This window comes from Lacibacter luteus (assembly GCF_004118265.1).
GTDB lineage: Bacteria > Bacteroidota > Bacteroidia > Chitinophagales > Chitinophagaceae > Lacibacter > Lacibacter luteus.
In genome coordinates this window covers 1,855,190-1,866,885 of the sequence record NZ_SDHW01000001.1, presented here as the reverse complement: position 1 = coordinate 1,866,885, position 11,696 = coordinate 1,855,190, and the positions used below count along the sequence as shown (strand labels likewise).

Below are 11,696 nucleotides of genomic sequence, written 5' to 3'. Positions count from 1 at the left end.
TAACAGTAAAGTCGAGTAGTACTAATTACCCGTAAGCTTTAATTTTTTTTAATCGTTAACTGCAATTACAACTTTTCCCAATATGATCTTATTATCTCATCTAACCTCTCCATTTTTGAGAGATAAAATGAGCAACGATTTATGGTGGTTTTTCCAAGGGTGTTCACCTCTTCCCATACCGAACAGAGAAGTTAAGCCCCTTATGGCCGATGGTACTGCACTACAATGCGGGAGAGTAGGTAGCTGCCATATTTATTACAAACCCCTTCAGTTTACTGAAGGGGTTTTTTATGCCCCTAATTGAGTATTGACAAAGCGCAGATGAGTAAACTCTTGCAGCTGCAAGGTTTGTGATGTATATTTCTAAGCACCAACCATTCTGCTTATGCATTTGCTCCGATCAGCATCGCTTGTGTTCCTGTGGGCGATGATACTTTTGCTCTCTCTTTATTTTTTCTTCGATAATGTAATCGCCTACTTCTATGGTTACAGGAGCAGGTTGTTTGGAATCAGTTTGTTTCAAAACCAACTGTGGGTTGTTATGCATATGGTGGGCGGAACATTTGCTTTATTACTTGGCCCTTTCCAGTTTTGGCCGTTTATACGAAAAAGGTTTGTTCAGTTCCATCGAACATCCGGTAAGGTGTATATGTTTGGAATATTATTGATCGGCATATCTGCCGGAAGGCTTTCTTTAATCAGCAGTTGTGTGCCTTGTCGCATCTCTTTGTTTCTGCTTACGCTATTTGTTGTTGTATCAACGTGGTTCGCATGGCGAGCTATTAAAGCAGGAAATACCAAAGTGCACCGGCAAATGATGATACGTAGCTACATCTGTGTGCTTGCATTTGTTATGGTAAGGTTTAATGATTTGTTTTCACTTGATTTTTTATTCGGAAAAGTTGCTGATCCGCTTTATTCCCGTGTAGTGCAGGAATATTTCTGGTCGTTTGTACCATTGATTATTGCAGAAATCTTTATTGTTTGGATACCTCAAACATTTCCGCACGGAAATAGAAAGAGTATATGATAGAAATCTATTCCGAGTATAATCAGGAAGGAATAGATTTTTCTGAAGAAGGTGGTGTGTATTGGTTAAACAATATAAAACATAAGAGATGCGCTATCTTATTTCTATAATGCTTTTGATTTCGGTTGGTGCACCAAATGTACAACCTGTGCAAACGCAAAAAACATTGCTAGCCATCTTCCCGCATCCTGATGATGAATCTGCCATTGCAGAAGTATTGATTAAGTACAGGGAAATGGGTTACAAGGTGCAACTTATTATTGCAACGGACGGCAAAGATGGAACAAGAGTAACAAAAATTCCGGCAGGCGACTCGTTGGGTAATCTTCGCAAAGATGAAACCCGCTGTGCAGCAAAGATCATGGGAATAGAAGAACCGATTTTCGTGGGCATCGACCGATTAGATACACGCATCGGCGTCGGAAAGTTTTTCGGGGAATACAAAAGGTTTTTAACTGAATTGAAAAAACTTATTCCTCAAATCAATCCTGATCTTATCATCAGCTTTGGGCCTGATGGTGATACCCATCATTCTGAACACAGTGTATGCAGCGGTGCGGTTACTGAAACTTTGCTGGCAGAAGGGTGGGTGGAAAAATATCCACTGTATTTTGTAGCATGGACAAAAAAACAAGGTGAAGCATTTGATTTAAGTTATGTACATGCCAAATACATGAACGTACAAATAGCATACACACAAGCGCAGGAAGACAAAGCATTGAGCATAATGCCTTGCTATCGTACACAGTATTTACCAGACGAGCTCAAAGAAGACAGAGATAAAAAACTGGCAGATACAACCAATGTGATTCACTTTAGAAAATTTGTTGTGGCGGTTGGATTAAAAAATGATTTTAACTAAACAGTACAATGATGGCGAAATACAAAACACTTTATTTATGGATGATCGTTCCCATGCTCTTTATGCAATTTGGCATCTTTCGGGATTACTGGGGAGATTTCAGTGAAAATGCATGGAGCGTACATGTACATTACTGGACAGGAACAATCTGGTATATCTACCTCATCATTCAACCTTACTATGCTACACATGGTCAATTAGCGAAGCATCGCACCAACGGTATTATTGGAATGTTCATTGCCGGAGCAGTATGTTTAACCGCATTGAGTATGATGCATCGTGATATTCATTCTGCTGAGTTGTCGTTGACCCAACGTGAACGCTTTGGCGCTTTTGAACCCTGGTTTTTTTATGGCGTTGCTGCTGTAGAAATTATAATGATGACGGCGTTTGGCTTTGCCGTCATCAAGAGTATCATTCACCGTAAGCAATTAGAGGATCATGCCTGGTGGTTAATATCAACCGTATTTATTATTATGATGCCTGCATTGGGAAGAGGAGTGCAAAATGTTTATATAGGTATGAATATTGAGAAATGGCCAAACGTTTCAATCATGCCAGGCCTTTATATTGCAGAGGCAATCATCATTGTCTTATTGTTAGCAGGTGCATGGAAGTATGGCAAACTAAAACATCCGGCCACGTGGCTGGCGCTTGTTGTTAATCTGTTCAATTTTGTTTTGGAACCAATAGGACGATCGACTGCTGTACAATCATTCTTAACAAGCATTATCAAAGGATAATCTTTTAAATACGAAGCAATGAAATCGATAAAAAGAACAGGTATTGTTTTGTTGTTATTATTTATCAATTACAAATGCATTTGCCAGGATACCAGCAAAGTAGAATTCAAAACATTTCTTGCGCCTTCTATTCAGGGAAATAAAGGTGATGAAGATCCGAACCGCAGATTAACTATTTACTTGCCACCCGGATATGAAAAATCAAAGACAAGATACCCGGTTATCTACTTTCTGCATGGGTTTGCAATAGATGATAAGGATATGTTTGAGTGGATCGGGTTTAAGAACCTGATCGACTCTGCTATTAAAGCCGGTCAACTTCGCCCACTCATTTTAGTTATGCCAAACAGCATGACAAAATATTATGGAAGCTTTTATACCAATTCATCTGTTGCAGGCAACTGGGCCGATTTTATTGGAAAAGATGCAGTGGAATATATGGATAAAAATTACCGCACTATTCCTCATCGCAACAGTCGTGGACTGGCGGGGCATTCAATGGGCGGTAATGGTGCGTTGAAAATAGCGATGCTGTTTGCAGATAAATTCAGTGCTGTCTATGCCATGAGCCCGGGAGCGTTACATTTATCAGAGGAATTTCGTTTGGCGCATCCTTCATTTAAAAAAGTAACGGAGCAAAAGAATATGGATTCGTTGCGAACGGCTGTGCCTTATTTTGATTTTGATAAATTTCCTTTTTTTGAAATGATCTATGCAAGTCTTTGTCGCATGTATTCTCCTAATATAAATGATCCGTTGCTGCAGGCCGATCAACCAATAAAATATATTAAGGACAAAATGATCGTGAATACAACGGTTTTAAAAAAATGGGAAGCAAATTTTCCGATCAACATGATAGATGACCATGTTGAAGAATTAAAAAGTTTAACTGCCTTGAAAATAGATTGGGGACGCAATGAAGAGTTTAAACATATTCCCCGTACCAATATGGAATTCAGTAAAAAATTAGAAGCGTTAGGTATTAAACATTTCGCTGAGGAATATATTGGAGATCATGGAAATATGCTGGATGGTTTTGAAGGAAGAATTTTTACAGAGTTGTTGCCATTTTTTGAAAAGTATTTAAGCAAATAATTGAAGTATGATCAAGTTTCTGTTTTCAGCATTCATCATTCTCATCACTTGTTCAACAACGGGCTGTAAAAAAAATGAAAAAAGAAAAGTGTTTGATGTTCATCTGCATGGCGATCCGGCTCCCGAAAAACAATTGAGCAATTTATCCGCAAATGATGTTTATGCTGTAGCCGTAAGTACATCATGGACAGAGCAACAACAATACAAAACCAGCGATAAGCTAACTGTATTGCATGGATTGTTTGTTCCATGCCCCAATGGGAAAGTGCCTTACAGCAAGCAACTATGTTTTGCAGATGGAAAAGAGTGGCCGGAGATAAGCTGGGTGGAACAGCAGATAAAAGAAAGGAAAATTGATTTTATTGGAGAAGTGCTGACACAATACCATGGAGTAAGCATGTCCGATACGATGATGGATCCTTATTACGCATTGGCAGAAAAATATAATTTACCCGTTGGTATACATACAGGTTCGGCAGGGCCCAATCACGGTTGTCCGAATTTTAAAGAAGAAATGGGCAACCCTTTGCTTTTAAAAAACACACTGGCAAAATTTCCAAAACTTCGTGTGTGGCTGATGCATGCTGGTGGGCCGTTTGTAAAAGAATGTCTAACGATGATGAAAGAACACCCCGGATTATATACCGATATCTCTGTATTAAACAATCCAAACATTATTCCTCCTGAAGCGTTTGCTGCTGTTATGAAAGAATTCATAGATGCCCGCTTGGAAGACAGGCTGCTATTTGGTTCTGATAATGCCGATATTAAGACCACTATAACATCAGTACAGACATTAGATTTTCTTTCGGCGCAGCAGAAAGAAAAAATATTCCATCTGAATGCAACAGCTTTTTTTACAGTTAAATAATTTCATGCAAAATTCTGCAACTGCGACTTTATAAAATGAGCGTGCTTTTTTTGATTATGCAGGAAAACGTTTGCGCACAAAACAAATTCAGCAGATGAGCTTTTGTACATTTGTTACATGCGCATTCTCATTGGCTTTTTGCTGCTTGCAATCTATCCATCAAAAGATGAATGGAAGCGTTACAGCATTTCGGGCCGGGCACAAGGCACAACCTATTCGGTATTGTATTACGCAAAAGACAGTTTAGCTACCCAGCAACAGATCGACAGTGTATTAAAAGTACTCGATCAATCGCTTTCGTTGTATCAACCCAACTCACTCATCAATCAATTCAATAATTCAACAAAGGGTTTGTTACTCGATGAACATTTACTGCATGTAGTAAGAGCATCGATTTCAACCTATAAAAAAACAAACGGATTGTTTGATGCAACTGTATTTCCATTAGTGGAAGCCTGGGGCTTTGCAGTAAAGAAAATGAATACAATTCCCGATTCAGCAACAGTACGTTCCTTACAATCTTGTGTAAACAGTAAATGGCTGCAATTGAAAGGGAATTACCTGTACAAGAAAAAGCCTTGTGTAAAGATCGATCTTAATGGTATTGCACAGGGATATTCGGTTGATGTACTGGCTGCTTTTCTTGAATCTAAAAATATCAGCAATTATCTTGTTGAAATTGGCGGCGAAATAAGCGTGAAAGGAAGAAAACAACCAACAAATGAGCAAATGAAGATTGGTATTGAATCGCCGGCATTGGGTGCGTTTGATGAACATCCATTACAAAAAATACTAAGCATGGATGCAGGTGCAATAACAACTTCGGGCAGCTATCGCCGTTACCACGAAACAAAGGGGCAAAAGATTACACACATCATCAATCCTAAAACAGGATATCCGCAAAAGAATGAACTCATCAGCGTAACGGTTTATGCAAAAGATGCAATGACTGCTGATGCATATGACAATGCATTAATGTTAATGGGACTGAAACAGGCGTTGGCATTTGTAGAGAGACGAAAGGATCTTGCTGCATATTTTGTTTATAAGAATGCCAATGGAAGGATAGCAGATACAGCAAGTTCGGCCTTTTTAAAACTGTTGAATCCGTAACTTAGACCTCTTCTTTTAAACATTCAATTACGATACACAGCAAACAATTATGAAATAACCATAAAATTTATTGCTACAGCGATGATAATTTTTATGGTTATACTATGTGGCTTAAAACAATTAACAAATTATCACATGAAACAGTTTTTAACGATCGCTTTAGTGGCTATTACAGCTACAGCTTTTTCGCAGAGCAGTAACTGGCAAACATTATTTGATGGCAAAACGCTCAACGGATGGAAACAAATGACCGGTTCTGCACCATATGCAGTTGAGAACGGACAAATTGTAGGAACAACAGTTCCCGGCTCGCCCAATTCTTTTTTAGTTAGTGAGCAAAGATTCACTGGTGATTTTGTATTGGAGCTGGAGTCGATGATGACGGATACAACAACCAATTCTGGTGTGCAGTTTAAAAGTAATTTCGATCCCAAAGCGAACAACGGCAAAGGACGTATTTACGGTTACCAATTCGATTTCGATCCTACTTCCCGTAAATGGAGTGGTGGCATTTATGATGAAGGAAGACGAGAATGGTTATATCCTGCATCGTATAATCCGAAAGGACAGTTATTCTTTTCACCTGATGTTTATCACAAGATCCGTATCGAGTGTATTGGCAATACAGTAAAGACATGGTTAGATGGTGTTGCCGTTTCGTACGTGGTTGATACGTTAACTGCAAATGAAGGCATTCTTGCTTTGCAGGTACACTCCATTGGCAAACCTGAACATGCGGGAGTAAAAGTGTATTGGAGAAACATCCGCATCCAAACAAAAGGCATTCAACCAAAAGCTTTCCCCAAAGGAATTTATGTAGCCAATCTGCAGCCAAATTTTCTTACTCCTTACGAAAAGCAAAATGGCTGGAAATTATTGTTTGACGGTAAAACAACCAACGGATGGGTGGGCGCACATAAAAATATTTTCCCTGAAAAAGGATGGGAAGTAAAAGATGGAATTTTGAAAGTGTTGCCCTCAACAGGTGGCGAATCAACCAATGGCGGTGATATTGTTACAAAAGATCAGTATAGTGCATTTGAGCTTTCGTTTAATTTCATGTTGACCAAAGGCGCTAACAGTGGTTTGAAATATTTTGTAACGCTTAACGAACAAAGCAGTGGTTCTGCTATTGGTTTAGAATATCAATTGCTTGATGATACTTTACATCCCGATGCAAAATTGGGTCGTGATGGTAACCGCACATTAGCTTCTCTTTACGATCTCATCAAAGCACAAAAGACTACTCGTTTTATTCGCCAGCCCGGCAACTGGAATACAGCACGCATTGTTGTTTATCCCAACAATCATGTAGAGCATTACTTAAATGGTATTAAAGTATTGGAATACGATCGTGGTTCGCAGGCTTTCCGTGACCTGGTTGCCATCAGCAAATACAAAGTATGGCCCAACTTTGGCGAAGCTGCAAAGGGACATATTTTGTTGCAGGATCATGGTAATGAAGTTTGGTTTAAGAGTATTAAGATAAGGGAGATGAAGTGATGAGTAGTGAATGATGAGTGTGTTCGTCTTTAAATAAAGAAGCCAACTGTCATCAGTTGGCTTCTTTATTTATGTATGATTCTTAGTCGTACCTGGGAGTAACATTCGATTGAATAAGGACTAATATTTTTTCAAAATTGCCATCCTTTAATAATCTGCCGGTCATTATATCTGCCAGTCTTTTGTTTTTAACGTAGAGATAAATTATTTTTTCCTTTTGTTTGTACTCATAGTTTTCAAAGTAATTCCATTTTAATTCAGTTGTATATTTTTCTGTTTTGTATGAATATCCATTCTCGTCAAATTTGAATAAATAAGTTTCAGATGTTTCATCGTTTAATCTTTTCAGCCAACGTTTTAATTTGATTCTTTGAAAAATAAAAGCAGCCGGATAGTATAGAATACTTATCGTAATTGGAGAAGAAAATATCAAGTCTTTTAAACCATAACTTCTTAAATACAGTGACAGGTGGATGGCTATAATTAAAAGGAGTGCGGTAATAATCCAAATTGTTTTACTACTGGATAGTTCTTTTTTCTATCGGCAATAAAGATGGTTGATAAAATCCTTTTTTAATGACTCATGGTCTTTATGTATAGTTATCCATTCCATATAATGGGATCTTAAAAACTTAAGATATATAAAAAGTAACAATTGAAAAAGAAGAAGCCAACTGATTTCAGTTGGCTTCTTCTTTATTTTTATTCGTCTCACCAACGATTACACTTTATAATACTGCTCCCAACCTTTTCTTGGTGGTGGGCCAATGAGTAATTCGTTTGCACGCTTGCTGCTGGTTACAATTTTCTTGTTGCGGTCGAATACAATTTTCTCACCTGTCCACTGTGCCAGTACACCGAGGCAGAACACCTGACTTAATGGACCTGCAATTGCAAAAGATGAACGGGTTTTTTCTTCACCCTTACATGCTTTTAAAAAGTTGGCGAAGTGATTGGATGGACTCTTCGGAACTTCCGGCAACTTCGAAGCCATGTCTTTTGCTTTCGCTTCAGGAATGATGGATAGTGTACTTGCATGCGAACCGCCTTTGAACGTAAGATCCTTGCTGTAAATAATTTTACCGGGATTCAGTTTGGCAGGTTGCATTGCACCTGTGCTTGGTGGTGGAATGCTTGGATCTAATCCCTGCACACCATAACCTTCAGGAATAGGAGGCAGGTTATCAATACCATCATACCATTTTATTTCTACCGGTGGCATATTGCCACGCTTTGGAAATTTAAACGAAAGTGTGGTTGACATGGGGTAGAAGAAATTATTATGTCCTGATAATTTCAACGGATCAACTTCGTACGGTAATCCAAGATCAAGAAACTCATGTGCAGTATCGAGGATATGTGCACCCCAATCGCCCAATGCACCCATACCAAAATCGAACCAGCAACGCCATTGTCCGTTCACAAAATCTTTATTGTAAGTATGGCCATCTGTCTGCATTTGCCAAACATCCCAATCAAGTGTTGACGGAATGGGTTCTGCTGCTGGAAACGATGTAATCTTTGGATTCCAACCATGCCAGCGGCGTGCAGAATTCATATGTGCAGTAATAGCAGTTACGTCTTTAATAATGCCTGCTTCTTTCCATGCTTTAAATTGGAAATAGTTTGCTTCCGAATGTCCTTGGTTGCCCATCTGCGTTATCACTTTCGGATTTTTTGCAGCAGCTTTCATCATCAACTCTACTTCCTGGAATGTACGGGCCATTGGTTTTTCAACATATACATGTTTGCCCAAACCGATTGCCATCATCGTAATAGGAAAGTGTGCAAAGTCGGGAACGCCAATTGAAACCGCTTCGATCTGGTTACCCATCTTATCAAACATTTGTCTGAAATCTTTAAAGCGGGGCACATTCGGAAATTGTTTAATGATGTTTTGTGTATGCGGTGCTTCCATATCCACATCGCAAAGCGCTACAATATTTGCGAGCCCTGTTTTATACAATTCCTGGATGATTTCCGCACCACGGTTACCAATGCCGATAACGGCAAGGTTTACTTTGTCTGCACGAAAACCTCTACCCATTAATAAGCCGGGTGCTGCAGCTGCAGCAGAGGCAAGTAAAGCTTGTTGTAAGAATTTTCTTCTTGAATAATTATTGCCGGACATGCGTTTCGATTGTTTTTGTTATGACAAGAATTTGAAGTGTTTAAAGATAAGTATTAATGCAGTTGTGAAATACTAACAGGCAATCGGTTGCCCGTAGTTTTTACCGTTGCTGTAAAGGATAACCTGCTGTTCATTCGTCTTTACGTAAATTTGCTGCTTGCCCGGCGATCATCTGCACTGCACCAACCACCGGGAAAGCCTTCACCATCTGCAACCGGATTTTTAAAGATTGACGAGTATGAGTAAAAATGAACGACTGATTATTGCGTTGCTGGCTTCTATCAACTTTACCCACATTCTTGATTTTATGATCATGATGCCATTGGGTAATTACCTGATGCCTTATTTTAAAATATCGCCACAGCAATTTACTTTTTTGGTGGGGGCATACACACTTACGGCGGGAGTATCGGGTTTTACTGCTGCGTTTTTTGTAAACAACTACGATCGTAAAAAAGTATTGCTGTACGGCTATGCGGGCTTTTTGCTTGGCACCATAGCCTGTGGCATTGCTCCTACGTTTGAGTTGTTGCTTGCTGCACGCATACTTGCCGGATTGTTCGGCGGTTTAATTGGTGCACAGGTGTTATCAATTGTTGCCGATATTATTCCTTACGAAAGAAGAGGTGCGGCTATGGGCGCTATTATGAGTGCGTTTGCAGTGGCTTCTACATTTGGTGTGCCGTTTTCGCTATACCTCGCCAACATCATCAGCTGGCATGCACCGTTTATACTGGTAGGAGTGTTAGGCATTGCCATCATTCCGCTCGTATCAAAATATCTTCCATCAATGAGCGGGCATATTAAAGAAAGAGAAGCCGATCGAAATCGGTTTGAAGTATTGCATGTAGTAGTTGAAAATCCTACACAGCGTTTGGCACTGTTGTTTTCTTTTTTAATGATGATGGGACATTTTCTGATCATTCCTTTTATTAATCCCTACATGGAATTTAATAACGGCTATTCGAAAACCGTTACACCTATGATCTACCTGGTTGGAGGTGTCTCCTCATTTTTTGCAGCGAATATTTTGGGTAAGTTTTCCGATAAGTATGGCAAGCTTCCGGTGTTTTCTGTATCGGTGTTACTTTCCTTGTTGTTTGTTTGGATCATTACCAATCTGCCACCTGTACATATAGCACTTATGCTTAGTTTATTTGCCGTTTGGTTTGTGTTGGCTACAGGGCGCAGTGTAGCAGCACAGGCCATGATCAGCAATGTAGTTACACCGCAACATCGTGGCAGCTTTATGAGCTTTAACAGCAGTGTACAACAACTGGGTACTGCAGCGGCTTCGTTTATTGCGGGTATGATTGTGATAAAAGGAGGTGATGGAAAAATTCAGCATTACAACTGGCTGGGCTATTTGAGTATTGTGGTGTTGGTGATCTGTTTCTTTCTTGCACGGCGGTTGTTTTATAAAATGACGAACCACCCTGCTTATTCTACACCGCAAAAAAGCAACAGTAAACAAGATTAAAGCAGCTCTTGCCGATTATTCGTAAACTTGCAGCTTCAACCGGAACAGCATTTCATGAATCAAACGATCTCCAAACTTTCAATTGTAATTCCTGCGTACAACGAGGGCAAAACCATTTACCGTATTCTTGATAAGATCACGGAAGTACAGTTGCTCAACAATATTCAAAAAGAAGTGATTATTGTGAACGATTGCAGTAAGGATGATACAAAGGAAGCGGTTGAACGTTATATGCAGCAATCGTCTTTATCTATTGTGCTTTATAATCATGAAATAAATAAAGGCAAAGGTGCAGCATTGCATACCGGTATTAAACAGGCAACAGGCGATTTGGTAATTATCCAGGATGCCGACCTTGAATACGATCCGCATGAATACAATGTATTGCTGAAACCTGTACTGGATGGCTTTGCCGATGTAGTGTATGGCTCACGCTTTATGGGAGGGAATGCACATCGTATTTTATTCTTCTGGCACAGCATCGGCAATAAAGTGCTTACTACATTATCGAACATGTTCACCAATCTGAACTTAACAGACATGGAAACCTGTTACAAACTCTTCCGCAGAGAAATTATTCAACGGCTCGATCTGAAAGAAACTCGTTTTGGTTTTGAACCGGAGGTAACAGCAAAAATTTCACGCCAACCCGATATTCGTATTTACGAAGTAGGTATTTCGTACTATGGCCGCACCTATGCCGAAGGAAAGAAGATCAACTGGAAAGATGGTTTTCGTGCAATCTATTGTATTCTGAAGTATAATTTATTCCGATAGATTCTTTAACGCAGAGAAAGAAGAAAAAGACCCAATAGCTATCGGGTTGATGGCAGAGTATTATCTCTGCGTCAGAGAAAATGCAAACAGA

Annotated in this window: 10 protein-coding genes and 1 rRNA gene; 10 read left to right on the top strand and 1 reads right to left on the bottom strand. The window is 39.4% G+C overall.

What is annotated here, in order from left to right:
- Positions 1-140 precede the first annotated feature (140 nt).
- The 8 genes from rrf to ESA94_RS07490 all read left to right on the top strand — a co-directional run bounded on the left by rrf (position 141) and on the right by ESA94_RS07490 (position 7,217).
- A 5S ribosomal RNA gene (rrf, locus tag ESA94_RS07525) occupies positions 141-252 on the top strand.
- 133 nt (positions 253-385) lie between these two features.
- Positions 386-1,030 carry a DUF2306 domain-containing protein gene (locus ESA94_RS07520; protein WP_129130208.1) on the top strand — a complete coding sequence of 215 codons (645 nt, stop codon included), beginning with the start codon at positions 386-388 and terminating at the stop codon, positions 1,028-1,030.
- 88 nt (positions 1,031-1,118) lie between these two features.
- Positions 1,119-1,892: a PIG-L family deacetylase gene (locus tag ESA94_RS07515; RefSeq protein WP_129130207.1), complete on the top strand. Its 774-nt coding sequence runs from the start codon at positions 1,119-1,121 to the stop codon at positions 1,890-1,892.
- 8 nt (positions 1,893-1,900) lie between these two features.
- Complete coding sequence (locus ESA94_RS07510) at positions 1,901-2,635, top strand: hypothetical protein (RefSeq protein WP_240671006.1); 735 nt, start codon at positions 1,901-1,903, stop codon at positions 2,633-2,635.
- Between the two features lie 18 nt (positions 2,636-2,653).
- A complete protein-coding gene (locus ESA94_RS07505; protein WP_129130206.1) occupies positions 2,654-3,730 on the top strand; it encodes an alpha/beta hydrolase-fold protein in 1,077 nt (358 codons plus the stop codon).
- Positions 3,731-3,737: 7 nt separating this feature from the next.
- Positions 3,738-4,601 carry an amidohydrolase family protein gene (locus tag ESA94_RS07500; RefSeq protein WP_129130205.1) on the top strand — a complete coding sequence of 288 codons (864 nt, stop codon included), beginning with the start codon at positions 3,738-3,740 and terminating at the stop codon, positions 4,599-4,601.
- Between the two features lie 117 nt (positions 4,602-4,718).
- The gene (locus tag ESA94_RS07495) at positions 4,719-5,714 is read left to right on the top strand and encodes an FAD:protein FMN transferase (protein ID WP_129130204.1); all 996 of its coding nucleotides are present in this window, start codon (positions 4,719-4,721) and stop codon (positions 5,712-5,714) included.
- A 135-nt stretch (positions 5,715-5,849) separates the two neighbouring features.
- Positions 5,850-7,217 carry a 3-keto-disaccharide hydrolase gene (locus ESA94_RS07490; RefSeq protein WP_129130203.1) on the top strand — a complete coding sequence of 456 codons (1,368 nt, stop codon included), beginning with the start codon at positions 5,850-5,852 and terminating at the stop codon, positions 7,215-7,217.
- Between the two features lie 721 nt (positions 7,218-7,938).
- Here the strand turns inward: ESA94_RS07490 and ESA94_RS07485 are convergent.
- Positions 7,939-9,348, bottom strand: a complete 1,410-nt coding sequence (locus ESA94_RS07485; protein ID WP_129130202.1) for a Gfo/Idh/MocA family protein — start codon at positions 9,346-9,348, stop codon at positions 7,939-7,941.
- A 238-nt stretch (positions 9,349-9,586) separates the two neighbouring features.
- Here ESA94_RS07485 and ESA94_RS07480 point away from each other — a divergent pair, with 238 nt between their 5' ends.
- Both ESA94_RS07480 and ESA94_RS07475 read left to right on the top strand, forming a co-directional pair.
- Positions 9,587-10,828, top strand: a complete 1,242-nt coding sequence (locus tag ESA94_RS07480) for an MFS transporter (RefSeq protein WP_129130201.1) — start codon at positions 9,587-9,589, stop codon at positions 10,826-10,828.
- Between the two features lie 54 nt (positions 10,829-10,882).
- The gene (locus ESA94_RS07475) at positions 10,883-11,605 is read left to right on the top strand and encodes a glycosyltransferase family 2 protein (protein WP_129130200.1); all 723 of its coding nucleotides are present in this window, start codon (positions 10,883-10,885) and stop codon (positions 11,603-11,605) included.
- Positions 11,606-11,696: the final 91 nt, after the last annotated feature.

What these genes read in the sequence shown, in the direction of transcription:
- ESA94_RS07500 (WP_129130205.1), top strand. Translation starts at nt 3,738, where the DNA reads ATGATCAAGTTTCTGTTTTCAGCATTCATCATTCTCATCACTTGTTCA.
- ESA94_RS07485 (WP_129130202.1), bottom strand. Translation starts at nt 9,348, where the DNA reads ATGTCCGGCAATAATTATTCAAGAAGAAAATTCTTACAACAAGCTTTA.
- ESA94_RS07490 (WP_129130203.1), top strand. Translation starts at nt 5,850, where the DNA reads ATGAAACAGTTTTTAACGATCGCTTTAGTGGCTATTACAGCTACAGCT.
- ESA94_RS07510 (WP_240671006.1), top strand. Translation starts at nt 1,901, where the DNA reads ATGATGGCGAAATACAAAACACTTTATTTATGGATGATCGTTCCCATG.
- ESA94_RS07515 (WP_129130207.1), top strand. Translation starts at nt 1,119, where the DNA reads ATGCGCTATCTTATTTCTATAATGCTTTTGATTTCGGTTGGTGCACCA.
- ESA94_RS07480 (WP_129130201.1), top strand. Translation starts at nt 9,587, where the DNA reads ATGAGTAAAAATGAACGACTGATTATTGCGTTGCTGGCTTCTATCAAC.
- ESA94_RS07520 (WP_129130208.1), top strand. Translation starts at nt 386, where the DNA reads ATGCATTTGCTCCGATCAGCATCGCTTGTGTTCCTGTGGGCGATGATA.
- ESA94_RS07505 (WP_129130206.1), top strand. Translation starts at nt 2,654, where the DNA reads ATGAAATCGATAAAAAGAACAGGTATTGTTTTGTTGTTATTATTTATC.
- ESA94_RS07475 (WP_129130200.1), top strand. Translation starts at nt 10,883, where the DNA reads ATGAATCAAACGATCTCCAAACTTTCAATTGTAATTCCTGCGTACAAC.
- ESA94_RS07495 (WP_129130204.1), top strand. Translation starts at nt 4,719, where the DNA reads ATGCGCATTCTCATTGGCTTTTTGCTGCTTGCAATCTATCCATCAAAA.